Annotated in this window: 24 protein-coding genes; 1 reads left to right on the top strand and 23 read right to left on the bottom strand. The window is 43.1% G+C overall.

Annotation, left to right across the window (positions count from 1 at the left end):
* Positions 1–21 precede the first annotated feature (21 nt).
* From ffh to G344_RS0103720, 5 genes are all read right to left on the bottom strand, one after another.
* A complete protein-coding gene (gene ffh, locus G344_RS0103740) occupies positions 22–1,371 on the bottom strand; it encodes a signal recognition particle protein (protein ID WP_028255026.1) in 1,350 nt (449 codons plus the stop codon).
* A 1-nt stretch (position 1,372) separates the two neighbouring features.
* Positions 1,373–1,696, bottom strand: coding sequence for a YlxM family DNA-binding protein (gene ylxM, locus G344_RS0103735; protein ID WP_028255025.1), 324 nt, complete (start codon positions 1,694–1,696; stop codon positions 1,373–1,375).
* A 448-nt stretch (positions 1,697–2,144) separates the two neighbouring features.
* Complete coding sequence (locus G344_RS10615) at positions 2,145–3,059, bottom strand: serine hydrolase (protein WP_051245732.1); 915 nt, start codon at positions 3,057–3,059, stop codon at positions 2,145–2,147.
* 92 nt (positions 3,060–3,151) lie between these two features.
* On the bottom strand, positions 3,152–3,910 hold the full coding sequence (locus tag G344_RS0103725; protein WP_028255024.1) for a zinc-ribbon domain-containing protein: 759 nt from the start codon (positions 3,908–3,910) through the stop codon (positions 3,152–3,154).
* A gap of 14 nt (positions 3,911–3,924) precedes the next feature.
* Complete coding sequence (locus G344_RS0103720; RefSeq protein ID WP_028255023.1) at positions 3,925–4,632, bottom strand: zinc ribbon domain-containing protein; 708 nt, start codon at positions 4,630–4,632, stop codon at positions 3,925–3,927.
* Between the two features lie 351 nt (positions 4,633–4,983).
* Between G344_RS0103720 and G344_RS0103715 the strand changes: the two genes are divergently transcribed.
* Positions 4,984–5,664, top strand: coding sequence for a hypothetical protein (locus tag G344_RS0103715; RefSeq protein WP_028255022.1), 681 nt, complete (start codon positions 4,984–4,986; stop codon positions 5,662–5,664).
* Between the two features lie 105 nt (positions 5,665–5,769).
* On the opposite strand, the gene G344_RS10610 is transcribed toward G344_RS0103715, so the two are convergent.
* From G344_RS10610 to serS, 18 genes are all read right to left on the bottom strand, one after another.
* A complete protein-coding gene (locus G344_RS10610) occupies positions 5,770–7,620 on the bottom strand; it encodes an acyltransferase family protein (RefSeq protein ID WP_051245730.1) in 1,851 nt (616 codons plus the stop codon).
* 155 nt (positions 7,621–7,775) lie between these two features.
* Positions 7,776–8,057 (bottom strand): hypothetical protein, encoded by a 282-nt coding sequence (locus tag G344_RS0103705; protein WP_028255021.1) that lies wholly within the window; start codon positions 8,055–8,057, stop codon positions 7,776–7,778.
* A gap of 13 nt (positions 8,058–8,070) precedes the next feature.
* A complete protein-coding gene (locus G344_RS0103700; RefSeq protein ID WP_028255020.1) occupies positions 8,071–9,018 on the bottom strand; it encodes a zinc-ribbon domain-containing protein in 948 nt (315 codons plus the stop codon).
* A 141-nt stretch (positions 9,019–9,159) separates the two neighbouring features.
* On the bottom strand, positions 9,160–9,441 hold the full coding sequence (locus G344_RS0103695; protein WP_244869486.1) for a helix-turn-helix domain-containing protein: 282 nt from the start codon (positions 9,439–9,441) through the stop codon (positions 9,160–9,162).
* A 208-nt stretch (positions 9,442–9,649) separates the two neighbouring features.
* Positions 9,650–10,012, bottom strand: a complete 363-nt coding sequence (locus G344_RS0103690; RefSeq protein WP_028255018.1) for a hypothetical protein — start codon at positions 10,010–10,012, stop codon at positions 9,650–9,652.
* 107 nt (positions 10,013–10,119) lie between these two features.
* Positions 10,120–11,064, bottom strand: coding sequence for a zinc ribbon domain-containing protein (locus tag G344_RS0103685; protein ID WP_028255017.1), 945 nt, complete (start codon positions 11,062–11,064; stop codon positions 10,120–10,122).
* A gap of 354 nt (positions 11,065–11,418) precedes the next feature.
* Entirely contained in the window at positions 11,419–12,417 is a 999-nt protein-coding gene (locus tag G344_RS0103680; RefSeq protein WP_028255016.1) for a ferredoxin, read from the bottom strand.
* A gap of 20 nt (positions 12,418–12,437) precedes the next feature.
* Complete coding sequence (locus G344_RS0103675; RefSeq protein WP_028255015.1) at positions 12,438–13,253, bottom strand: hypothetical protein; 816 nt, start codon at positions 13,251–13,253, stop codon at positions 12,438–12,440.
* 16 nt (positions 13,254–13,269) lie between these two features.
* On the bottom strand, positions 13,270–14,736 hold the full coding sequence (locus tag G344_RS10605) for a hypothetical protein (protein ID WP_038154883.1): 1,467 nt from the start codon (positions 14,734–14,736) through the stop codon (positions 13,270–13,272).
* Positions 14,736–15,716 carry a helix-turn-helix transcriptional regulator gene (locus G344_RS10600; RefSeq protein WP_051245728.1) on the bottom strand — a complete coding sequence of 327 codons (981 nt, stop codon included), beginning with the start codon at positions 15,714–15,716 and terminating at the stop codon, positions 14,736–14,738. The genes G344_RS10605 and G344_RS10600 overlap by 1 nt, the downstream gene beginning before the upstream one ends.
* A gap of 378 nt (positions 15,717–16,094) precedes the next feature.
* On the bottom strand, positions 16,095–18,005 hold the full coding sequence (locus tag G344_RS0103660; protein WP_028255014.1) for a SpoIVB peptidase S55 domain-containing protein: 1,911 nt from the start codon (positions 18,003–18,005) through the stop codon (positions 16,095–16,097).
* Positions 18,006–18,018: 13 nt separating this feature from the next.
* Entirely contained in the window at positions 18,019–18,321 is a 303-nt protein-coding gene (locus tag G344_RS0103655) for a DUF2118 domain-containing protein (protein ID WP_028255013.1), read from the bottom strand.
* A 64-nt stretch (positions 18,322–18,385) separates the two neighbouring features.
* Positions 18,386–19,777, bottom strand: a complete 1,392-nt coding sequence (locus G344_RS0103650; RefSeq protein WP_028255012.1) for a phosphodiester glycosidase family protein — start codon at positions 19,775–19,777, stop codon at positions 18,386–18,388.
* Between the two features lie 193 nt (positions 19,778–19,970).
* Entirely contained in the window at positions 19,971–21,158 is a 1,188-nt protein-coding gene (mreB, locus tag G344_RS0103645) for a rod shape-determining protein (RefSeq protein WP_275114265.1), read from the bottom strand.
* Positions 21,139–22,401, bottom strand: coding sequence for a UDP-N-acetylglucosamine 1-carboxyvinyltransferase (gene murA, locus G344_RS0103640; RefSeq protein ID WP_028255010.1), 1,263 nt, complete (start codon positions 22,399–22,401; stop codon positions 21,139–21,141). The genes mreB and murA overlap by 20 nt, the downstream gene beginning before the upstream one ends.
* Before the next feature lie 261 nt (positions 22,402–22,662).
* Positions 22,663–23,628 carry a class II fructose-bisphosphatase gene (gene glpX, locus G344_RS0103635; RefSeq protein ID WP_028255009.1) on the bottom strand — a complete coding sequence of 322 codons (966 nt, stop codon included), beginning with the start codon at positions 23,626–23,628 and terminating at the stop codon, positions 22,663–22,665.
* A gap of 63 nt (positions 23,629–23,691) precedes the next feature.
* Positions 23,692–24,336 (bottom strand): fructose-6-phosphate aldolase, encoded by a 645-nt coding sequence (gene fsa, locus G344_RS0103630; protein WP_028255008.1) that lies wholly within the window; start codon positions 24,334–24,336, stop codon positions 23,692–23,694.
* Between the two features lie 82 nt (positions 24,337–24,418).
* A complete protein-coding gene (gene serS / locus G344_RS0103625) occupies positions 24,419–25,693 on the bottom strand; it encodes a serine--tRNA ligase (protein WP_028255007.1) in 1,275 nt (424 codons plus the stop codon).
* Positions 25,694–25,720: the final 27 nt, after the last annotated feature.

Raw genomic sequence — 25,720 nt, 5'->3', positions numbered from 1 at the left:
ATCAGGATTTCCATCTATAGACTAGCCCATAAACGGCAGCTTCGGTAACATACCGCGCTTACCTTTGCGCATAGACTGCATTTTCTTCATCATCTTTCGAGCTTCCTCGAATTGTTTCAACAAACGATTTACATCCTGCACCCGCATACCGGAACCTTCGGCAATGCGTTTGCGACGTGAACCGTTGAGGATATTCGGATTCGTCCGTTCCGCCTTCGTCATGGATTTGATGATGGCTTCGATACGGCGAATTTCCTTGCTATCCATATCTATATCCTTAAGCTGATCCTTAATCTTGCCCATCCCCGGCAACAAGCCAAGAATGTTTTGCAACGGACCAAGCTTACGAACCTGCTGCATTTGGCTGAGGAAATCATCTAAGGTAAAGTTATTCTTGGCCATCTTCTTGGCCATTTCCTTTGCCTCTTCCTCATCAATGGCACCCTGTACACTTTCGAGCAATGACTTGAAGTCACCTAAATCAAGAATGCGCGATGCCATTCGGTCCGGATAAAATACTTCGAGACCGTCCATCTTTTCACTAGTACCGGTGAACTTAATCGGTGTCCCCGTCACAGCCTTGATGGAAAGTGCGGCACCACCGCGCGCATCCCCGTCAAGCTTAGTAAGGATGACACCATCCAGGCCCAGCTTTTCATTAAAGGTTTCCGCTGTCGTCACCGCATCCTGACCAATCATGGAGTCCACAACCAACAAGATTTCATGCGGATGTACAGCGCCTTTAATATTAACGAGCTCGTTCATCAACTCTTCGTCAATGGCCAAGCGACCGGCCGTATCGATGATGACAATATCCTTGAGCATATGCGTGCTAGCTTCAATCGCTTCCTTCGCAATATCCACCGGATTCGCACCGGCCTCTTCCTTGGCAAACACCGGCACATCGATTTGTGCCCCCACTACCTGTAATTGCTTAATAGCTGCCGGACGATATACGTCGGCGGCTACCAACATAGGATGCTTACCTTGTTTGCGAAGATATACGGCGAGCTTGCCGGCCGTTGTCGTCTTACCGGCCCCTTGCAAACCGACAAGCATAATAATTGTCGGAGGCTTGGAGGCAATCATAATACGACTTTGCGTACCACCCAATAACTCAGTCAACTCATCATTAACGATTTTTACAACCGTTTGAACCGGGTTTAACGAACCGAATACTTCTTCACCCAGTGCTTTCTCCTTGATGCGAGCGATAAAGTCCTTAGCGACCTTAAAGTTAACGTCCGCTTCCAGCAAGGCTGTACGCACCTGGCGAAGAGCCCGGTTAACATCATCTTCGGAAATTTTTCCTTTACTCTTCAAGGATTTAAAGGCTTCCTGCAGTTTATCCGTTAAGCTTTCAAAAGCCATGTTATCCCTCCATCTGTGCTACTAATGCGCTTAGGCGATCCTTCGAAAGAATCGGCTTTGCCAATTCACTGCGAAACTCAGCGATGACTGCTTCCCGCCTTGTATACTGTGCTACCATGTGAAGCGTATCTTCATACCCTTCCAACAGTTGCATCGCCCGCTGCATATTATCGTGAACAGCCTGCCGTGAAATCCCCAGCTCCTCGGCGATTTCACCGAGTGACATATCATCTTCATGATGTAACACCAAGCACTCACGTTGCCGTTTCGTCAAGAGTGCCCCATAGAAATCGAGTAACAGGCTTACTGTAATTCTGTCTTCCATAAGGTCACCTCACTTCTCTTTACTGTCAAGCTAAAAAACTTTACACTTTATTCTAGCAAAGACAAGAAAGACTGTCAAGCAATTTTACTTAACAATCATTTCTTTTCGTTGATCAACGCTATCCGTCTTACCTTTCTTTACAGAATTTCTTTAGAGATAGTCTTGTATTGTTTTGTTTAGGAATGCGCTCGGTGTGTGGCTCGGTTGAAGGAAAATTATTTACGCTACTCTTTACCGTCACCCGGTCTGTAGTTCGGATACGTATTCGTTTTTTCTCTCATTCTTTCCATCATGCTTTCCATCGTTCTTTCCATCGCACTTTCCACCGTTCTTTCCATCATAGTTTCGCTATGCGTTCGCTCTGAGTCTGTAGCTCATAGGGGAAATCGGTTGAGCGATGGCGTTATGAACGGCTATTTTCCATATAACGAAAGTGTTGGTACTACATTTATTTTTTTGATGAACCATTTGCACCAATGACTCTAGCTATTTTTTGCATATCACGTATAGCCCCCCCTCGACTATCAATATCATCATTCATAATGCATATCACCAAAGGAGTTCCTTCCCGAACAACAATTCCGCCATCATCATAGAGCCCTACTAACTCCCCCGTTTTATGAGCAATCTTTCCTTGAGGAAATGCCTGTGGCAAACATTCCGTATCCGTCTGTTCATATAGCCAAGTCAGCATTTGTTCCCTTGTTCCCGCTGTCATTCCTTCGCCTTTCCACATACGCGTAAAGAAATGTCCAAGGTCCGCAGGTGATGTTATATTTTCGCGTCCTGCTTCTGCCGCCGCTGTATCCATCATTTTGCGTTGCAGTTTAGTTTCACCATAGCCTTCTTGACGGATATACTCATTAATGGCCTCCATACCTAAACGATCAATCATTAGATTGGTTGCTGTATTGTCACTTTCCGTAATCATCAACCTAAGTAACTCCCTTACCGGTATATCTGTTCCGTCAGCCCAACCGGCAATTATGCCGGCTCCCCCTACCTTATCGTTCGCTTTCAAAGTAATCATTTCATCAAGAGACAACCGTCCTCGTTCCACCTCTTGCATGGCCTTTCCCATAATAAAAACCTTAATCATACTAGCCGACCGCATGGGACGCGACTGTATAATCAAAGGAACTGTGTCCGCAGTAGGATAAAAAGCGTATATACCATATTTACTTACTTCATCCCCAAGGATTTGACCTATTGCCTTCTTCGCATCCTCATGCCATGCCGGAATACTTGAGGCATTACCAGAGGCAGTTCGAGCCGTTATCGTTTCTACTGTTTTGACATTCTTTGCCGGTTGTTCCTCATTCTCTGCCGGTACCATCGCACAGCCGGATAAAAAAATACTCATTACCAGCGCGCTTCCCACTACATGACGCACATATCTATATGTTTTCCGATGCATTAGTCCATAGTGCAAATTTTGTCGTCCGAAGAATCTACTCATTGTACATTATGCGCCTTCTTAAACGCATCTAATTTAGCATAGTACTGATCATAGTAATTGCCACCTACTGCATACTGCGATGTATCACCTTGTATGCCTTTTGCCATGAAGTTGGCTCGCTGTGTTTGAATCGAATACAACGCTTCCACATCATTAACAATTGAAGAATCTGCCGGTGCTGTCATCTTCTTTAAATCGGCTCGACGACCTTCAATGCGCGATACCACATTGGCTTCTTCATTTAGTAATGTAGATGTCATGTAAACGCCCGAATTGATCATATCTGCCAAGCTCTTCAAATCACGTTCACCCGCATCAAGCTGACTTAACGCCTTTTGGATATACGCCGACGTAATTTGAGCTTGTTGCTTATCGTTTTGTTCCTTGGCGGCCTTTTCCTCAGCTTCCTTCTTAGCCTTCGCTTCCTCGGCAGCCGCCTGCTCTGCTTGCATCTGTTCAATCTTCACCTGTTGCTGATGATAATAGTAATAACCACCACCGGCTGCCGCGACAAGGATGGCTATAAGTATTCCGATAATAACAAACTGTTTATTCTTAGAATGCTCCGCTCCCATTTGCTTATGAGTATTCGCCATCGAATATGATGCGACTTCCTGCCTACTAGACTCAGTGCTACCTACCTGCTGTACGCCGTTACCGCTTGAACTATTAGCGGCTACTGCTGTACCACAGGACTTACAAAACTTTATTCCCTCATCTAAAGGAGCTCCACAGTTTTTACAAAATTTAGCCATGTTTTACGTACCTCCTAGTCATTTTCATTAATTTTCTGTGCCGGAATTTGTATTGATACATCTGTCGGATCTTCTTGTTCTACAATCCCTTGACATACGCCTTCTGCTGACACATAATCACCGATGTGCAACTTATTAAGCTTACCGGCCATCTTCGAAGGAATTCTTAATAATACATAATATGATTTACCGGCAGCCATGCGACGTCCGACAGTTACATAGTAATCTTGGCTATTCCTATACTGTCCTTTAGAGGATACCTTGCCTGTTAACTCTATCTTTTTATCCTTGTATTCTTTTTCTGCCTTTGCCTGGTCCCTAATGTAATCATCAATCATAGTTTCTGCTTTTACGGATATTGCCTGTGCCTCTTCAGCTTTCTTAACCGCACCTTTATTCTCACCGACACCATTAAAGATAGCGATTGCTAAAAAAAGAACCACGAGGACACCTACAGCAATACTTATCATCTGACTGGTGGTCCACTTTTTCTCTTCTTTCAATTCCATAACAGGTGTTGCTTTGATTACCGGTCTCTCAGTTTGCTGTTTGTTAGGATCTTCATACTTCGCACCGCACTCGCCACAAAACAGTGCATCCTTTTCAAGCAATGCACCGCACTGTTTGCACAGTCTTACCTCCGGCTGTTGAGCACCACACTCTGTACAAAATCCTGCATCGTTAGGTAAGTCTGTTCCGCATGATACACATTTCTTTGCCATAATAAACCTCCTAGCACATAGCAAAAGGTGCAATGAGAGGCACATTTGCCTTCATTGCACCTTTTCATCAAACCCTTACAACTATAAAATTCAGTACATCACGTATCCTACCCGATACGACCTACTATACTTTTATTCTTACATAACTTCTATCAAACGGTAACGACTAAACTTGTACAAAATCCACCTAATCATGTCGCCTCATACCATGGCTAGCCTTTCCCATCTTCCCTTTCTCCTCGACAACCTAACCGTACATAGCTTTTTCCATTACGCTGCATTACCATCTATGATAAAATACAAGTAATCATCCTATTCTAACTGTTAATGAATCCACAAAGGAGAGAGAGTATGAGCGCTGCTAATATTTTTCAAGACTCATTACACTATTGTAAAACTGCTTGGCAACTCGTCACGCATCCCTTTATAACTATTCGCGCGCTTGCCTCAACGGAACCGGACCGTGATGATATGTTCTTGTATGTCCTTAACTACGTTATACAACTCATTCCCAATCTGCTTGCCACATTGACCACATTGTTCACGGGTCGCTCTCTTGACATGGGCGGTTTCTCATTGCTTATGCTCTTTTTAAATACCATAGGTCTCCCTATCATGATCTTCCTTAGCTATTGGCTATGGCGACTATGCGCCTTTATTCTTTGGAAGCTTCTCTCCATCATGGGCAGCAATGGCACGTCGATCAATGTGCGTACCGGATTCCTTCATTTTTTATTGCTATCCAATCTGTTAAACCTCATCATTCCTATTCTATTATGCGTGAGCGCCTTTGTTATCTTTATCATTACCTTAGTCTCTTCATCTGCCTTCACAGCCTCTATGCTTTCCGGCATCATCCAAGGGCTTAGCATTCTTGCTATAGCCTTCTTCCCCATTTCCATTTGGTTCTCCTACCTGGCCATTCGCTTCCTTAAAGAAAGCAGTCATTTAAGCTATGGTCGTACCATCCTCGCTTTGGCGTTGCCTGCATTTATTTTGTTTCTTATCGCATTTGGTGCGAGCCATATGTAGTCAATCAAAAACAATAAAAAGGCTGTACGAAATGAACTCACATTTCGTACAGCCTTTTCTATGGTTACCTATTACTTTCTGCTCACTCTTTTTTTAGCCTCACACCTATTGCAAATCAGCGTTTAACTTTTTCTCGGCCAATGTTTTTTCCATCGTATCGTGTAACAGCTTAGCATATTCTTTTATCCCTTCATCATTGGGATGAATACCATCCTCGCTGAGCCATTCCGGATGCTTGGCCGCTAGGTCATGCCAATTTACAATCACAATATTGTCGCGTTCCTTCGCCAGCTGTTCCAAATATTCGTTATTCGGCTTTTCCCATTCTAACTTCGGTCCGTACACGTTTACCCAGAAAATCATCCGATCCGGTCCCAAGTAATTGACTAAGTCCTTCGTTTCATGTTCGTAGTAACCCGTAATCGGACCATTTGTGCCAAGACCGATAACAACAACATGGCCCAAACGATTCTGCTCCGCCAATCCTCTGGCAATATCAAGACCGGCCCCCACATAGCGCGATACCTTGGCATCAATATAGACACCGGGCAACACCTTGCGCATCGCCGGCGAAGCACCGAGCATGACCGAGTCGCCGATAGCCGACACACCGGTTAACGACGCTTCTACCTCAGACTGTTCCTCTGCCGTAAATTGCCGCGCCTTTTCATTTTCTGCCTGTTGCTCTTCTGCATTGGCTTGTAATCGCGCTTGTAACTCACTCATGTCTGCCGCCTTTTCATCGGATGCACTAAACACAGCCACCACCCCAAAGCACATCACCACACAGGCTACGGCTGTAACGAGCCGCATAGACACCCCGCGCAGCCAACTGCAAAAGGATCGAAGCGTAAATCCTTGGCTAAGTTTGCCTACCACGGAATCCGACCATACCGTCAAGGCAATAATCAGTGCGATGATACAACCGTTATACACAAAGGGATTGCCTACATACTCTGCCACCTTACACTGTTGGAATAAGTAGAGTACCGGATACTGCCAGAGGAAAATACCATAGCTTCGTTTCCCCAGCCAAGCGACCGCGGGCCAATTAAGGAAGCGGGCGACTGCTAAACGATCATATTCGCATAGCAGTATGAGCAGTCCAAAGCCAAAGGTAGCCGCCAACATCATGTATTGATATACGATGGGATTTTTGCCATCCAGCAAAGCATAGCAAGCAATCACTCCGGCCAACAACGCCAAAAATACAATAGAATTAATAGCTTGCCGAACCCGCGACCACTCATCCCCCTGCGTGTGCATGGAACGACGTATCCCCAAAAACGCGCCGAAGAGCAGCGCATATATCCGTGTATCGGTTCCGTAATACAGCCGCGTTACGTCATCTCCCGGATGATACTGAATGGTCATCAACAAAGAAGATCCTAAGGCAACAAACGCCAACACGGCCATGGCTACCCGATAGCTTAGCCGCCGACACAGCCATATAAATATACCGAATAGTATCGGCCAAATGATGAAATATTGCATTTCGATGCCCATAAACCACAAGTGGGTAAACGGCGACACATTAATGAGCCGCGTAAAATAATCGGCATCTTGTGCAATTTGCCAAAAGTTATTATAGCCGAATACAATCGACATCAATTCGGGGCGAATGCCATTAAGACTATTGGGCAATAACAATCCATTCACGCCTACCGTCACCAACAGCATAATGAGAAGCGGCGGATAAATGCGGCGAATACGATGCCACAAATATTGTGTAATACTATACGCATGCTGTCTTAGCCTGTTGCTGTCCGAAAAGGCCAATAAATAACCGGTAATGACAAAAAAGAGCGACACCCCCATGTACCCGCCCGGTACATCCTGCGGCAACATATGAAATAACGTTACCCCAATAATCGCTATCGCTTTTAATCCGTCAATACCGGATAATTTACCACGCCTGCGTTTCTTTAACCGCTGCTGATTTGAATTGCTGTCCATACCTATACTACCTACTTCACTTCGTCCTACTACTACAATCGTTTTACATACTTGTCCATTATAATCCTATCTACTTATTTTTTCTACACTGTTTATCTAAAGTGGGGAATATATTTTCGCCTCAGCTTCTACAACTTGCCTTACCTAACTATCGCCTACCGAGATGCATCATACGTAATCAAGCCATACAAACTCATGCCTATCATAAAAGCCGTGGACATCACGCCAATGATACTAACACCTACATACGCATCTGCTACTGCCATCATCTGCTGAAGTACACCCATGCATCCTTCGCTTGGCATCACCAACATCACGGCTATCACTACAGACCAAACAAGTGCCATTGCCAAGTATGACATGGCCCACCTTTTATTATTTCTTACCAAATGATAGCCGTCACTCCATCCAGTCACTAAAAAATTCTTTACCGCCATGATATGCTCCTTTCTACAATTTAATTCCATTTCTATCCGCCTCTAAAAACAGCGGTCGTATTTGAGAAACAACTAACCGAGCCAGATCAACATTCTTTTTCTCATTAATATACGCATGGAATCGATCCGGATTGGCTCCTCTGGCACTAAAATAACTTTTCAAGACACGGCTGCCATCACTGTTTCTATCATAAAAAGCACACACCTTAAAATCATGTTCGCCATTACCTCCCCAAGTACCTAACTTACTATCGGCACCTTCCGCATCACCGTGTATCCTTAATCTAAATACAAGTCGTTTGGATCTACCACTAGGCCCTGTGAGTATACCATAAAACTCTTCGGTCGAATCAAAACTAATTTTCCCGGCACGATGCGCCTTGTGATCAACAAAAGCATATACATATGTGTTTCCTCGCTGCAGTAGTGCCAAGTAACCATCTGGGCTAAGCCCTAACGTAGTAGCTACTACCTTTCCCGGAATTTCCCAAAGGCCCAGTTCTACTTGCACCTCTGCCGGTGTTTGCGCTCCCGTAGCTGCTATTCGTTGTGCTTCCGCTAGCTTTGACTCCTGTTCTTTTTTTGCTTCTTCCGCCTTTTTGGCCTCCTCGGCTTTCTTAGCCTCTTCTGCCTTCCTAGCTTCTTCTGCTTTAGCTGCTTCTTCTTGTGCCGCCAAGGCTGCCTCTGCTTCCAACTGCTTCACATGCATATAATAGGAGCCTCCGCCAATACCACCGCCGAGCACCGCTACCACCGCTATAACAGCAATCCACTTTTTCTTTTTAGGCCACTGCTGCCACTTCTCTATTATGGAAATGGATTGGATTCCTTTCTTAAACGTTTCAAATTTAGACAGTGACCTCTCCTGAAGCTCTTCTGTTAACACCTTGGAACCGCACTCGCTACAAAACTTTTGATTCACCTCTAACGGTGCGCCACATTGTTTACAAAACTTTGCCATACTAATCCCTCCTCGCTCATATTCTACTATGTTATAAGGACATCCATCTGTCCCTGTAAAATTTTTATATAAAAAGAAGCTACAACAGCTGTCATTCTGTTGTAGCTATCTATATCTCACAGCATTCTTCTATCGGTTCTGTTAGTCACCACCATGCCATACACGCTTTTCCTCTTCCGTAAACATCAACAGTACATACGCCTCTATGCCCAGACCAACGGCTATGTCCAATAATAAAGAAAGCGATATATTGTTATTATACTTGCCGCGCTCGATTCGTCCGATAGTATTCGTACTGACGTTGACACGTGCCGCTAATTGTTCTTGTGTCAGCTGCTGTGCCTTTCTATAATAGGTGATCTTAGCCCCAATCTGTCGAAATAATATTTCTTTATTACTATTACTGTCAATACGTTTTACCACCTTCACAAGCCTTCTTTCTACTCACTAATCTTTACTATTTAATTGTGACATAAAATCAAGTTAGTCAACATTGATAACTACGTCGGTAATCTTACTAAATAGTCCTTGTCCCCAATCTATGATGTTGTATCACTTTGTTTATTCATACATAGTTCATATTAGTATTGTATACAAGCAGGCCGACACAGTGGTGTCCCGGTAAAATTATTTACTTCCTTTCATATTCTGCTGAGATGAGCCGATAACTTTCCACATTATTATCGAGTACCAATCGACTCAGTACAAAATTTTGATTTACTCTAATGTTCTCAGCGTACAAGTTAAGATCCGATACCTTCGCACCATTTTCGGCATACAATTCTGCCGTTACCTTAACACTCTTTAAATTCTCTTTCGTATTGTTGTGCAACACTACATACACAGTTTGATTCCCTGCCCAGTCTTCCTGCAACTCATTTTGAACAATAGTAAACGGTGGATCCTTCATGACCGAACTAAATTTATACGTATCCGTTTTATAACTGGATACCGCTGCCAACAAAAGCAGAATAACCCCTATGACTTTCCACATAATTACCTCCACCTTTCATAATAAGCAACCATTATAAGAATAACTCTCCATACCATATATTGAATAAAATAGATTATATTAAAAATCCATATCTTACTTATAGAAGACTACAATAAATGGGCACCTTTATTCGTAATTTTCACTTCCTTCCATCCTAGAGCTGCAAGAATAATTTTGTCTTCTATAGGTTCTCCTAGAAATATTCGTATACCGTTTAATACTCCAAAGCTTTTAAAAGAGTCATAAAGGTACATAATAAACCCCGACATTATTAAGAACCCTTCTACTTGTTTTGCATCTAAAATATTTATAACAAACGCCACTAAGCAAGACATAAGTAATACTCTGCCGCAGATAATCAATATTAGCTTAAAATAGCTACTCCGTATGATATTAAGATATTCATTTTTAAAAAATTTCACATAAGAATTTAATCGCTGGATTAAAATAGTCTTCTCTTTTTTCGGGTAATAATTTAGACGATTAAACGTATCTAGAAATATATAACAATCCTTAATATTTAAATCATCTTCATCATTTTTATTAATATGATCAGAGCGAGCAATAGCTTTTAACGTATTTCGTGAAGACAAACTCGAAACATAATATGCAACCTCTTCATATCTCGTTTGTACTAACACCTTTTGATTCTCAAGATTATTTTTTTCTTCTTCTGTCAAAAAATTTCTACTTATTGAATGATAAAGTGACATACATTTATCATATACTATGCATAACGCCAGTATCTGTTCAAAGGATATTACACCTTCTTTTGCTTCTTCCTTTAAAAATTCAATGCCATAAATAACATCATTCCGCTTAGTCAATATATCATATAGATTATATTCGTCTTTCACTGTTATCTCATTTTGTTCACTACTAACTGCTATACAGTCCTCCCTAATAGGTACTTGGTTGTCTATCATGGATTTCTCCATATCATTTGTATGTATTTTTAAATCATCTTCTTCCGAAAATTTTTTGCCACACATTACACAAAATTTACTATCTTCATCATTTTTATATCCACATGATTTACAAACCTTTTCCACGTATAGCCCTCCCCTTAATAAATTAAATTATCCCTGTAAGTTTATTTTTATAAAGGCTTATTCATTGTCGCTCGTTAACACTTCTTATTATATTTAGTTTAATTGTGTCATAAAAAAAATTATATTAACAGGGATAAGTCTGTCGATATTCCTACTAATTTCTCCCCCTTCCATAATATCTAACACTTTCTTTTATTATTTTTCACATCCATCGCTTCTCCCTTGCTCCACATGATTACTGTAGAAAATACCAAAGGAGCCACAACTCTAATTGTAGCTCCTTCAGTATTTTTCATACTCCTTTAAAAATAGATACTATCCACTATAATCTTTTAATTGATTACAACTACCTATTCATAACAATCTTTCTAATTCCTTAGCTTTTTTTTGTAGCTCATTCTTAAATTGTGTTTCATATATTTTCAAGAGGCTGTTAACCTTTTCTTCTGGTTCTAAATCATATTTAAAAAGAGACATGATGGCATCTGCTAAATCAGTACAAAACTCATCGACACCCGATCCATAGAATGCCCAATAAGTTCCTTTTCGACTAAAAAATCCTCCGTCCGAATATCCATCTACTTCTAAGTCTGATAAGTAATAACTTTTATCTGAAAGCCACCCTTTCACTTCAGACATTACGCTTACATCGCCCTTCCAAAAATTAAAGTCTTCTACACTCTGAACTATATATTTATCTGGATAACAAGAAAATTCTTGCCATTCTTTTGTCAACTCATTATCCGGAAGTATATTTTTAATTTCTTCATACGTCTCACCCAGTTTTTTTCTAGCTGAAATATTATATATATAATATGCTGATTCATTACTATCTTCACGCGTATAATATGGTTTCATATGTTTTACAGTATAGTCAACCAAAACTTTTCTCACCACATTACGCCAAGCATTTTCTGAATAACAATAGCGTTCAAAGCATTCTTTAGCATTCGATCTTGCCTTACTTTCTGACGTTTGCCTACGCGTACCTCTATACATGCATTCATTTGATAATGATCGCGCTAGTGACTCTACCTCTTCTTTATCGGGTGGTCCAAATACACCTCTATCAAGCATAGTAACGCTTTGTTTTTCTATCCATAAATTTAAATCATCAATAATTTCACGAATACCCTCGTGACCTTTTTTAGTTGTTATCTGTTTATTTTCAATTAACAGTGCTTTTGTCGGACAAGAGGACACTACCTTTTTCACTCTCTCTTTATCTACATTTTTTATTGCCACGCCGTAGATAGGCTCCGCATTACCATCATCGTTTTCTTGAATATACATATTCAGTTGAAAGCATAGCCCACATCCATTGCATCTCTCGTTTACCTTAATATACTGCATAATACTCCTCCTATATAGTCTTATAAAAATTGATTGAGCTCTTTTAACTTACTAAGATAAACCTCTCCCGTTTTAATCATACAAAGAGCTTCTTTTGCAACTTTCCCATTTTTATCTAATACTGGAATTTTTATACTGTCTGCTACCGCTTTTGCAATATTAACACATGTCATAAGAACATGTTTATCATAGTCATTATATTGCTGAACATCTGTTCCATTGTTACTTATAATCCGCTTAGCTTCTTCTATCGACAAGGTAAATAGTTGATTTAATCCTACCAATAGATTAGCAATACGATCAGCCCGACTAATAATGGCATCTAATACAGTCTCCATATTTTTAGCCTGTTCACAAGCTACATTCGCCATTCTGTTTTGGCTACGAGCTGCTGAAAGATATCGTTCTGAATCTTTAACCATAGCTCCACTTCCATATAATAGAAGTTCACCTAAAGCCGCCATATCAGAAACTCCTTTCGTGAGTGATATACTCATAGAGTTTAAGTTATTAATTTCTTGAATGTCAGATATAGTTAATATCGGCAAGTTATTATTAGTATTATTAGTATTTTTAATATTTACTTTTTGTATAACTCCATATACCTCACTAAATTCTGGTACAGTATACTCGATAATCGCTTCCTTTTTTCGAATCACATTTTTTAAACGTTTTTCTAGTTTTTCTCTCTTTTTTTCTAATGCGTTTTCTGCTTCTGCTGATCTTTTAAACGCTTTCATATATTTTTGTCTTGCTTCTTCATCTAAATTACAAGATGTGTTAATATCTCGTATTCCTTTAATAACCATACCGGTAACCAATATTTCTGTTAACATAGAACCCCCCCTTTTTTTAAAAGGATAACTCTAAAGCAGTATCTAACCGCCGTTCATACTCCTCAATAGACTCAAACAATACTTTTCCACCTACTAAACTAAGAAGTACATTCAAACCTTCATTTACCTTATTAAAATCTGTATTTTCACCTGTCACTCCATCCATAAGCAATGAAAATCCCTTAGACACTGTACAATCAAATTTTTCATTATCAGCTTTTACTAAATAAATAAAGCGTTCTCTCTGTTGAGTCATCACTTTCATAGCTTCATCAGCAACTTTTCTGATAGCCGCTTCTTTATGTTTGTATGCTTTTGCTTCTTGAACTGCCATATATACTGTTGATATAGCCCCACAAACCACAGAAGCCAATACTGCCCCTATCACCTCTCCTGCCAATGTTCCTATAGTACCTCCGGTAACTGTTCCTAAACCAGGCAATAAGATAGTTCCGACCATACTTCCTAATGTAGCACCTATTTCTGCTCCCAGAGAGCTACCTACCATAGCTCCAGCAACCATGGTTCCTGATACACCTACTTCCTGAACAAACTCTCTAATACCAATCTCCCCATTAATTAAACGAACTGCTGAGTCCTTTACTAAATATCCCAAGGCTATAATTTTTGCAGGGCCATTATTCGCAATGATTTTATTGATTATAGGATTATCAGATAACTTTACCAATCCTTGCACACCCGTAAGTGCAACTTTTTGAGCACCACCAACAACAGCTACTTCTACGGAAAGTTTTGAGAAATCTGCTACACCTTCTTTCAATGTTTTTTCTCCTGACATTATCATTCTAAGTTCTTTCGCTGCTGCAATAGACAATGGGCCCTTGCTTGCCCCTAATGCCGAGACCACACCATGGCTAAACTCTTGACCAATATTTTCTGCAGTTCGTAATGTAAACTGTGTTGCAATGCTAACGTCTGCCTTTACTTTTTCTCTGGCCATAATCCCCCGAGACTTTAAAGACATATCTGAATGAGAATCAAAAATTAACTGCCAATCACTCTTATCCCCCTTTGATGTATTATCTTTTTTTGATAGAATTCGATAATTACTATCGGAATTCATAACCTCTCTAAAGTCTTTATCTGATAAAAATGGATTATATTTAACTATATCATGCGTATCTTTTAAGGCATTAATATGATCTGTTTCCGCCGTATGACTAGCCCATGCTGTTGATTTGTTTTTACCATCAGGTGCTTTCATCTTGTATTTTCGTTGCGCAGCTGCTTGACTTTTATGCAATACCTTATTACTTAAAGGGTCATGATATACTTTTTTCTCACCAAATATTTTTTCTTTAAATTCTTTCTTCCTTTTAGTAGAATCCCAAAGAACATCTCTATTGGTTTTAGAATATTCTTTTGTTATCCCCAGATCATCGTTAGCTTTCATCTTTTCAGAGCTTTCTACAATTGCGCCAATCTTCTCATAATCATATTTTCTTTCCTTCTCTTCACTCATTATTCCCCCTCCTCATACATAGCACTGAGCTTCCTAATCTCTTCTTTCATTTCCTCCACAAATTCCGGTGGTTCTAACGCCTTCACCTTAGTCCCCTGTGCCAATAGGTACATGATGATACCGGATCCGATAGTTTCTGCTTCAATAATACTTGTATCCCCATCCTTATCAACAACACGCGCCGTAGCCAAGCGGTCGAGTATGGCTTGTACCGAAGGGCCTGTATAAGAAAATTTAATTTTTCTTTGCTTTCCGGAAAACATAAATTGTATCTTATTACGTAGCTCGCCCTCATCAAAGGTACGTTCTCTTGGCAATGTAAAAAATTGTCGATGTTCCACAATATCCACAATACGATCAATGCGATAAAACAATGGCATCCAGTCCTCGGTATCACATCGGTAGCCGATAAGATAGAAATAATATTCCGAGAACATCACCGCAATCGGTCTAAGCCTGCGTTCCACTTTTTCTCGCTGCATTTTATAATAGCTAATCGTTATTTCCCTCTTATCATAAATACATCGCGTCAACTGCCACAGCGTATCAATAACACTTTTACAATCATGATTGACCTCGTTATAGTGAAAGATTTCTTTTAGAATAATTTCTTCCAACAACTTACGATCACTTACTGTCGTAAAGTGCTTGAGCTTTCCAATGATTTCCAGTAACTCCGTATGACTAAAGGCACGACTACCGATAAGTATCTTAATGATTGCCAAAAGTTCCTTGCTGAGTAAAAAATTATTAAACTCCAATCGATGTGATTTTGTCTTTGCCATATATTTCAATTCGACATTATCTACCAGATCTCGATTCTCAGCTAAAAAATTTCGTATATCACTAATGTCGCGAGAAATACTCTTCGAAGTAACACCATAGTCCTGTGCTAAGCTATGTACTACTATGTCTTCACCTCGCATAGCTCGAAAAAATATATCCAACAACCTATATCGTTTTGCATCGCTTACGCCCATTCGGTTTGCCTCCCTTCTTTGTTGATTGCATTATAGCAAACTAAACGGACACCCCTTTGTCCTATATAATAATTCAGCTACCAATGTTGGCTATCTACTCCATCTATATTCGTAAGATCCCCCCTATTATATTGTTTTCACCTTTTTGACAAACGACTATATATGTGTTTTTATCATTTTTATAATTTCATTTTATCATGATTACTAAAGGCATACTACCTACTTCACCAATAAATTTCATCTTCTCTTCATGTATTCTGTATGCAAAAAAGGCAGGTCAGTTCATTAGAACCAACCTGCCTCATCCGTTAGTATAATTTTCTCATAAGTATTTCAAATCGCATACTACTAACGGCGTAAGAAAAATAACGCATTAGGTTATTTTTCTGCTACAGTTTTTATTTTCTCTTTATCCTTTGCTTCCTGTACTGCTTCCTTTACTGCCTGCATGACATCCTTCTGATGTTCCTTCTTACGCTTGGCCAATTCTTTATCACGGTCTGCGGGGGACATAATGTGTAACACAAATTGTCCATCGCCGCGGATAACGTATTCCGTGTCCACTTTTGCTTCCTGCGGTTCCTTATCGTCCCCCAGTACGTCAGACACATCCGTCTTGGCTTTTGGCTTTTTCACGTCGCCCGGTAACGGAGTTTCTTCGATGTCTTCAATCTTCGCTTTCTTGCCGTTGCTATCACTGCCGTCATCAACCATGCTGACGCCATCCTGCAAAATTTCTACCACCAACTGATTGTTCGTGTCCGTCTTGCGCAAGTCATTATAGAATTCATCAAAATCTTTATAGGTTTTTAAGCGACGAATAATTTCGTCCGTCAAATTATATTTCTGCTTCTCCAATAAATACGGAAGCGGCACTACGCCACCGCCGCGCACTTCCAGCGTTGCCTTGCCCAGCGGCTGATCCTTGGGAATGGTGTAAAAAATTTCTTTTTCCACCGGCTCGCCTCTAAATGGCTGCAGCTTTACATTAACCACAATGGTATCTCCCGGCGAAGCCACGCCCGGCGATAAGGTTGCATCACCGATAACAGCCGTCTTCGTATCCTTGGTTACGTCCGCCTGTACGGCGATATCTGCAATTTCATACGCCTTAAAGCGATTATTCATCAGCACATCCAGCAGATTATAAAACTCATCCACACCTTTTAGCGTAATGGATTCGGAAGAGTAAAACATATTGCGACGCTCCAACGGTTCGATGGTGGCATCTCGCGGCGTAATGCGCACGTTAACCGTCGCCGATCCTTCACCGCTGCGGTCTACTGTTTTGTTCATAAGGCTGTACAGAGATGTAGCTGCCAAGGCCGGTGTCATCTCGTTGGCCTCAATGACTTTCAGTACCGACCGGCGCGATTTTCCCGTGTCGAGGTCGCGCACATCGACGGTAAGAGGAATCCCTTTGGCTACGACACCTTCCTTACCGGCAATGCCGGCACCGCGGTCTTCCGTAACCGATCCCACTTCGGCTCCCATGGACCCCAATTTAAATCCGGAGTCCACACTTTTTACTACCGTAAAAATATGAGCATTGTGCATGAAGTAGTCAACACTTCCGCGTTTTAAGAAGGGATGTCCAAAGGCCACGATATGATCGTTGTCTACATAGGTAACTGTACCGATGGCTCCCAGCTTCATATCGCCGGATACCAGCAAGGCCGCTACGGATCCGCCTGCTTCCAGCGGTTTCTTTACACCGTCACCGTCTGCAGCTGCCGTATCGTAAGTGCTGTAACCGTACTCCGGCAATTTTGATTTCATATAATCTAACGATGTTTTATCAAAGCCGTACGCCATAAGCGGCGTTCCTAAGGGGATTAATCGTTCATCGCGCCACGGATTGGCAACTTGCTTTTCATAGGGAATGTTCCACAGCGATACCATATCCGCAATCGGTGTAATCATGCCGATAGTTCCATCGGCAAAGCCCCATCCGTAGGCTACCGCTCCGGCCAGTTTACCGTCTAGATACACGGGACTGCCACTCATGCCGTGAACAATGCCGCCGGTTTGATCAATCACCGGTCCGGAAAATTTGGCAAGAATCAAATCGCCGGATGGGCCTCTATCTTTCATAACGCCCAGCACTTTCACATTAAAGCTGGTAATGGCATCACCGTCTACTACTGTTTTTGCATATCCTTCCATGCCGGTATGCACCGAGTCCACAGGCATAAAGTCTATCGCCTCGGCACCTGCGGTTACAGACCAACAAAAAAGGAGCGCCAGTACGCCTTTCCCGTACCGACGCATTGAACGAAATGACTTCATTCAAATCTCCTCTCTACTTACCATCGACAACCGCAACCACTTGGCCGCGCTGTATCGAATCATTTGCTTTTACATTTACCTGGGTAACTACACCGTCTACATTAGAACGAGCCGCTACCATAGGACCTGTAATTGTCTGTACCGTCACCAGTGTGTCACCTTCCTGTACGGACGTGCCCACGGAAACGGCGGAAACAACCTTACCGGTTAATACTGTTTCTTGATTTACATTTGCTGCGGAGGCCACAGATGCACTTCCGGCTAATATAGCAAAGCTAAGTGCCACCGGCAGTAATGCGAGTACTCTTTTTTTCATAAATACCTCCTCCTTTGTTCTCATTATATCATACAAAATTATTTTTCAATAGAAGAAACTATCCTTAGCCAACGGTAAGCACCTCTTGGTATTCCGTCGGCTGATTGGCAACGTATTCATGTACATAGGCGCCGTCACCGAATATATCGACTGCGCCCTGACCGATGAGTTCCATAGCGTTCACCGCTCCCAGCGAGCGCAACAGTTCCGCCCCTTCCGCTGCCGTAACACCTACCGAGTTGACATGACGGTCTACGGCCATAACCAATAGGCTGCCGTCACCGACTGTGCCTAACAGGGTACGCGCTTGCAGTATATCCGGTCCCTTCGCCATAATGCGTCCGTTTTCCAGTACCGCTGTACCGCCACGATACCATCGTGAACCGGCGGGCCCAACCGTTGCTATCGGCGCTTGCTTGGTAATCACTAAAGGCATCCCTACCAAGACCGACTCCAACAATTTTGCTTTGTCGCCGTGTCCGGACAGTACGATGCTGCCGGGAGTCAGCGGCGCATTTTGCTTGTAGGCACCAATGACAATGTTATTTTTTACGGCCACTTCAAAACCATATTGATTGGTTCCCGTCGACGGTCCGTTATCTACAGTATACGCAATCAGTTCGTTTTCATGCCGTTCTCGGTTGATTCCGTTAATCGTATATTCCATGCCATTGATTCGTGCATGCAGTACCGGCTCTTCACTATGTATGCTGTAGCCGCTGCCCGGTGTAAAGCAAAGCTCCGCCTGTGGTCTTAGGTCGTTTTCCTTTAGCGCACCGGTTGTCACCGCTTGGCTGCCTGCCGATAACGCTGCCTTGGCCCCGATATATACCGGCTGCGGTGTTGTCATCGCTTGGCCATCGCCTCGCACCACTACAACCTGCGGCTTAGCGGCCGCCACCTGTTGCAATGATTTTGCCGGCACAACGGTTTCCGACCGAAACGGTGTGTCCGCCGTGACTGTCACAACGCTTGCTTCCACCCGTCCTTCATCCGAGCTGGTGTGCCATTTTGTCAAAGCCACGCCGTCCGTAAGATGACGAACCAACTTTTGATCGTAATCCGTAAATAAATCCACTATCATCCGATCAGGATTGGCCAGCGTAATAATATGATGTTTTATACTTCTGTCTGCTTGCATCTCGATTGCCGTGCCGCCGGATTCCGGTTGCAAGCGAATACCTTTGAGTACACCTTCTCCCTGTCCACGACGTTCCATGGGAGAAGTCACCTTATTCGATGTATCATGTAAATGTATGGTCATTGTATGTGTGTCGCCGTGATACGCCGTACTATATGTATCCGGTAAACCATCCATATCCATAACCAAACGTGTATGTCCTACATTGTCTATGGCTGTTAATGCCGTAATATCTGCCGCCTCGGCTACGAGATGAGCCCAACAGCAAGCAGCTATTGTCATACCGCCAAATAACCAATGTCGCCAGTGCTTCATATGTCCTCCTGTCTGTATATTGCTACTATGTAGTATATATGATAACTATGAAAATTATATGATATACATTATGTTCTCTCGTTTATTATAGCATAGGAAACAAAAAAGGCGTGAAGTCAGCAATTGACTCCACACCTCATGTAACCATAACAACCGGCACATGTTAGATACACATGCCGAGGGCTTACGGATATTATTGTAACTCTTCCAGCGTATCCTGCAAATGCCCCATTTCGCGAAGGGCTCGTCCCGTTCCAAGGATAACAGAATATCTTGGGTTATCTACTAAGTAGGCAGCTATACCGGTAACGCGGGTGATCAAACGATCAAGACCGTTTATCATCGCTCCACCGCCGGTTAAAATAATTCCGTGGTCGATAATTTCCGCCACTAATTCCGGTGGTGTTTTTTCCAGCATGTCCTTAATGCCTTCGATAATTTTTCGTACCGGTCGTTCTAAGGCACGCTGCACATCCTTGGACGTAACCATGACAGCCTTCGGCAAACCGGTAACCGTATCACGTCCGCGCACTAGAGTTTCGCTTCCCTGTGCTTTGCGATCCACGGTACCGATCTGAATTTTCAGTTCTTCCGCTGTCACCGTTCCGATTAATAGTTTGCTGCGTCGACGCAAGTGATTAACGATGGCTGCATCAAACAAATCACCGCCTACGCGCAGCGATTCACTGAGAACCACACCGGTACTGCACAACACGGCAATATCCGTTGTACCGCCACCGACATCTACCACCATGGCGCCTTGTGATTTTGCTTTATCCAGTCCCGTACCGAGGGCAGCTGCCAGCGGTTCTTCTATAAGTACCGTTTTACGGGCACCGGCCTGCAGAGCTGCCTCCAAGACGGCACGCTTTTCAACCGGTGTAATGCCCGACGGCACGCAAACAACAATGCGCGGTCTAAACAGCATCGATGCCGGTAAAATACTTTTAATATAATAGCGCAACATAAATTCCGTTGTATCGTAGTCGGCGATAACACCATCCTGCAACGGGCGGATAACCTCAATATCCTCGGGAGTACGCCCCAGCATAATGCGGGCTTCTTCGCCTACGGCTACCACTTCATGCGTCTTGGTGTTACGCGCCACGTAACTGGGCTCATCAAGTACGATGCCCTTGCCCTTCACGTAAACCAAAACATTGGCCGTTCCCAAATCTATGCCAATATCATAGGCCGTCATCAAAGCTAACCGTTCGAAGAACGATGGCGAACGACGCTCCCGCAACGGTCGTTGTTTCACCGATGTATCGGAAATAGGTTTCGTTTGTTTTTTTCGTCGTTCTTCTCTTCGTTGCTGTACACTCGCCGCTGTAGGTTTCTGTTTTTGCTTCTGCTTTTTCTTATTCGTCCACCCGAACAATATCAGCACCTAACCTTTTTAATTTTCCCACCAAATCGTCATAGCCGCGATCGATATGGGACAACTGTGTTACCTTCGTTTCACCATCTGCTGCCAAGCCTGCACACACCAGTGCCGCACCGGCTCTGAGGTCTGTAGCTCGCACTTCGGCTCCGTGAAGTCGTTTTATACCATCCACAATGGCTCGACGATCTTCAATGCGAATCTGTGCACCCATCTTCTTGAGTTCATCTACGTGCATAAAGCGATTTTCAAATACCGTTTCCATAACCGTACTCGTTCCTTCGGCAATGGTCGTCAACGCCATAAACTGCGCCTGCATATCTGTCGGAAATCCCGGATACGGCAATGTTTTTATGTCCGCGGCCTTCAAGGTGCCGTCACTGATAACACGAATACCGTCAATGTGTTCTTCTACCGTCACACCGGCTTCTTTCAGTTTAGCCACCACCGGTTTTAAATGTTCCGACAACGCATTTTCCACATATACGTCACCGCCGGCCATCGCTGCTGCAATTAAATACGTACCGGCTTCAATGCGATCCGGAATCACCGTATGCACCGCACCTTTTAATTCAGGCACGCCTTGAATGCGGATAATATTTGTACCGGCTCCGCGAATGTTTGCCCCCATACTGTTAAGGTAGGTTACCAAATCAACAATTTCCGGTTCTTCCGCCGCATTTTCAATCACTGTTTTGCCTTCGGCCATGGAGGCAGCCATGATTACATTTTCCGTAGCGCCTACACTGGGAAAATCCAAATAGATTTGATTGCCCTTTAATCCATTAGGTGCCTTTGCATGTACATAGCCATCGCCCATTTCAATGGTAGCCCCCAACGCTTCGAAAGCTTTCAAATGTAAATCAATCGGACGGCTTCCGATAGCACAGCCGCCGGGCAAGGAAATACGCGCTTCACCGCAACGAGCCAATAACGGTCCCATCACTAAAAAGGACGCACGCATGCGTCGTACCAATTCATACGGCGCTTCCGTAGCTGTCAGCGTAGCCGCATCAAATATAATTTCTTGTTTCTTATCATCAACGGTTACCTTCACACCTAAGGATGAAATGACTTCACAAATCGTATGCACATCCTCTAAGTGGGGAACCTCTAATAAACGACTGGGTGTCGAAGCCAGCATCGTTGCTGCAATAATAGGCAACACCGCATTTTTAGCACTGCTGACACGTATACGTCCGTTCAACGGCTTGCCACCGTGAATAACAAGCTTTTCCAACAATATTCCTCCCATAACGCTACGTTAACAGGAATCGTAGCTGCTAATGTCATCATAAATTCTCATTCCTTAGTATACTATTAAAGGCCCGTTACTAGCAAGGGGGCTTTGCCAATTTTAGCAAAGTCGCTTCCCCATTCCCCGCCTATAATCGCAAAAAGGCCTGACTACCGGTTGCCTTGTCACTCTCCTTACAGGTGAGTCTACAATGCATGTCAGGTAGCAGACCTTTTAGGGATTTACATCAATCGCTATTGCAAATTAGCGTGCCTTCATAGATTTCAATTTACGATCCAACCGATGAATGGTATCAACAAAGCGAACCGTACCGGTGCGATAACGCATAACTACGGATTCCGTACGAGCACCGCCGGCAAAGTATTTAATGCCGGACAAGATATTGCCTTCCGTAATAGCCGTAGCTGCGAAAATAACATCTTCGCCATGTACTAAATCATCAATGGTCAATACTTTGTTCAAGTCCGTAATGCCCATGGCATGACAACGACGTACTTCTTCGTCTGTTTCCGGCAACAAGCGAGCCTGCATGTCGCCACCGGTACATTTCAAAGCAGCAGCTGCCAATACACCTTCCGGTGCACCGCCGGTACCGATAACCATGTGAATCCCGGATCCTTCAAGACCACATTCCATAGCCGGATTCACATCGCCGTCGGTAATGAGGCGAATGCGGGCACCTGCTTCACGGCATTCCTTCATAATATCCTGATGACGTTCACGATCGAGCATAACAACCGTTAAGTCATCAATACCACGTTCCATTTTTTCTGCTACACGGCGCAGGTTTTCCGTTACGCTGGCATTAAGATCAATAACACCTTTTGCTCTAGGACCTACACACAGCTTTTGCATGTACATATCGGGAGCATGCAGAAGACCGCCTTTAGGCGCAATGGCCAATACGGCAATAGCACCATTTTGCCCTTTAGCAATCAGATTCGTACCTTCGATCGGATCTACCGCAATATCTACCGCTTCTCCGCCGGCACCTACATGTTCACCAATATACAACATCGGCGCTTCGTCAATTTCACCTTCTCCGATAACGACCGTACCGGAAATAGGCACTGTGTCAAAGGTTTGGCGCATAGCGTCAACTGCTAACTGATCCGCATCATCCTTAAGTCCGCGACCCATTAAACGACCACTGCGCAATGCGGCGGCTTCCGTTACTCGTACAAATTCTAATGCTAATGTTCGATCCACTGTTGTTCCTCCTTATCAACGCCCGTTATTCGGGTGATTCGGCTATTGTAACTATGAAACAGCTTATTTATTAGCCGCTTCCCAATCGGCTAGGAATCGTGCCAAGCCGGCATCCGTCAACGGATGTTTCATGGATGCCATAAGTACCTTGTAAGGTACCGTAGCGATATGCGCACCTGCCTTAGCACACTGCGTCATGTGCATCGGAGTACGTACGCTGGCTGCAATGATTTCAGTCTTAATATCATGTACCATGAAAATTTCTGCAATATCTTCGATTAAAGTAATTCCGTCCATACTGATATCATCAATACGACCTACGAAGGGGCTTACAAACGTAGCACCGGCACGAGCCGCCAACAACGCCTGATTAGCAGAGAAAATCAAAGTTACATTTGTTTTAATGCCTTCTTTGGCCAATACCGCTACTGCCTTCAAGCCTTCCGGCGTCATCGGTACTTTAATGACAACATTGTCACCCAATTTTACTAATTCATGGGCTTCTTTAATCATTTCCGGCGCTGTCGTAGCAATCACTTCGGCACTTACAGGGCCGTCTACGAGAGCAGCAATCTGCTTGATGACTTCCTTCAAATCACGTTTTTCTTTAACGATGAGAGAAGGGTTCGTAGTAACACCGGCAACAAAGCCCATTTCATAGGCTGCCTTGATTTCATCAAAATTAGCGGTGTCGATAAAAATCTTCATACTGTCACCTCTTTATTTTTTAACTTCTCTATGTCTTACAATTTCTTTATTTATTGCAACTTTACTATTTGCTGCAACATCTTTATTTTTTAATAACTTCTAAACCGCCCATATACGGTTGCAATACTTTTGGAATGCGTACCGATCCGTCGGCTTCTTGATTGTTTTCCAAAATAGCAGCTACCGTACGACCTACGGCAAGACCGGAGCCATTCAACGTATGTACAAATTCCGGTTTTGCTTTTGCTTCACGGCGGAATTTGATATTTGCACGTCGTGCCTGGAAGTCTGTCATGTTAGAGCACGACGAGATTTCACGGTAACAATTTTGGGCCGGCATCCATACTTCCACATCATAGGTCTTAGCCGAACCAAAACCGATATCACCGGTGCAAAGTGTAATAACGCGATGCGGTAATTCTAACAAGCGAAGCACTTCTTCGGCATTATCCGTTAGCTTTTCCAATTCATCATAGGAAGTTTCCGGTGTAACAAATTTAACCATTTCAACCTTATTGAACTGATGCTGACGAATCAAACCGCGTGTATCTCGACCGGCCGATCCTGCTTCCGCACGGAAGCAAGCAGTGAATGCAGTATAGTATTTCGGTAAGTCTTCTATGCTCAGGATTTCGCCGCTATGGAAATTAGTCAACGTAACTTCCGCTGTCGGAATCAAGAAGTAATCAAGTCCTTCCAGCTTATACATGTCTTCCGCAAACTTCGGTAATTGTCCCGTATTTGTTAAGGTCTGACGAGTCACCATGTACGGCGTCATCATTTCTGTATAGCCTTGTTTATCCACATGCAAATCAATCATAAAATTAATTAACGCACGTTCCAAACGAGCACCTACACCCTTATAAAAAGTGAAGCGCGCGCCGCTTTCCTTAGCAGCACGTTCCCAATCGAGGATATCCAAGCTTTCGCCTAAATCCCAATGCGCTTGAATTGGAAAATCAAATTCACGGGGTGTTCCCCAGCGACGATTTTCCACATTATCGTTTTCATCTGCCCCTACCGGTACAGATGCATCGCACATATTCGGCAGCATGTAAGCAATTTTATCAAGAGCCGCTTCCGTTTCCTTTACCTTTGCATCCAATGCGTCAATTTCATCGCCGACTTTTTTCATTTCCGCGATTTGCGCATCCGCATTTTCCTTATTGCGTTTTAAACGACTGATTTCGGCTGTCACCGTATTGCGCTGCGCCTTTAACTGTTCAACGGCCTGAATCAACTCTTTGCGTTCATCATATAATTTTGCAAAGCTGTCTAAATCGCCTGTATTATGACGATTTTCAAGGTTTTGTTTTACCGCGTCGAGATTGTCTCGTACAAATCGTAAATCTAACATATACGTAACCCCTCATCTTCTAATCTT

Source organism: Veillonella magna DSM 19857 (assembly GCF_000428745.1).
GTDB lineage: Bacteria > Bacillota > Negativicutes > Veillonellales > Veillonellaceae > Veillonella_A > Veillonella_A magna.
This window is presented reverse-complemented; position numbering and strand designations above follow the sequence as displayed.

Bases quoted from the DNA above. Each gene is read 5' to 3' on its own strand.
- ffh (WP_028255026.1), bottom strand. From the start codon at position 1,371: ATGGCTTTTGAAAGCTTAACGGATAAACTGCAGGAAGCCTTTAAATCC.
- ylxM (WP_028255025.1), bottom strand. From the start codon at position 1,696: ATGGAAGACAGAATTACAGTAAGCCTGTTACTCGATTTCTATGGGGCA.
- G344_RS10615 (WP_051245732.1), bottom strand. From the start codon at position 3,059: ATGAGTATTTTTTTATCCGGCTGTGCGATGGTACCGGCAGAGAATGAG.
- G344_RS0103725 (WP_028255024.1), bottom strand. From the start codon at position 3,910: ATGGCTAAATTTTGTAAAAACTGTGGAGCTCCTTTAGATGAGGGAATA.
- G344_RS0103720 (WP_028255023.1), bottom strand. From the start codon at position 4,632: ATGGCAAAGAAATGTGTATCATGCGGAACAGACTTACCTAACGATGCA.
- G344_RS0103715 (WP_028255022.1), top strand. From the start codon at position 4,984: ATGAGCGCTGCTAATATTTTTCAAGACTCATTACACTATTGTAAAACT.
- G344_RS10610 (WP_051245730.1), bottom strand. From the start codon at position 7,620: ATGGACAGCAATTCAAATCAGCAGCGGTTAAAGAAACGCAGGCGTGGT.
- G344_RS0103705 (WP_028255021.1), bottom strand. From the start codon at position 8,057: ATGGCGGTAAAGAATTTTTTAGTGACTGGATGGAGTGACGGCTATCAT.
- G344_RS0103700 (WP_028255020.1), bottom strand. From the start codon at position 9,018: ATGGCAAAGTTTTGTAAACAATGTGGCGCACCGTTAGAGGTGAATCAA.
- G344_RS0103690 (WP_028255018.1), bottom strand. From the start codon at position 10,012: ATGTGGAAAGTCATAGGGGTTATTCTGCTTTTGTTGGCAGCGGTATCC.
- G344_RS0103680 (WP_028255016.1), bottom strand. From the start codon at position 12,417: ATGCAGTATATTAAGGTAAACGAGAGATGCAATGGATGTGGGCTATGC.
- G344_RS0103675 (WP_028255015.1), bottom strand. From the start codon at position 13,253: ATGTTAACAGAAATATTGGTTACCGGTATGGTTATTAAAGGAATACGA.
- G344_RS10605 (WP_038154883.1), bottom strand. From the start codon at position 14,736: ATGAGTGAAGAGAAGGAAAGAAAATATGATTATGAGAAGATTGGCGCA.
- G344_RS10600 (WP_051245728.1), bottom strand. From the start codon at position 15,716: ATGGGCGTAAGCGATGCAAAACGATATAGGTTGTTGGATATATTTTTT.
- G344_RS0103660 (WP_028255014.1), bottom strand. From the start codon at position 18,005: ATGAAGTCATTTCGTTCAATGCGTCGGTACGGGAAAGGCGTACTGGCG.
- G344_RS0103655 (WP_028255013.1), bottom strand. From the start codon at position 18,321: ATGAAAAAAAGAGTACTCGCATTACTGCCGGTGGCACTTAGCTTTGCT.
- G344_RS0103650 (WP_028255012.1), bottom strand. From the start codon at position 19,777: ATGAAGCACTGGCGACATTGGTTATTTGGCGGTATGACAATAGCTGCT.
- fsa (WP_028255008.1), bottom strand. From the start codon at position 24,336: ATGAAGATTTTTATCGACACCGCTAATTTTGATGAAATCAAGGCAGCC.
- serS (WP_028255007.1), bottom strand. From the start codon at position 25,693: ATGTTAGATTTACGATTTGTACGAGACAATCTCGACGCGGTAAAACAA.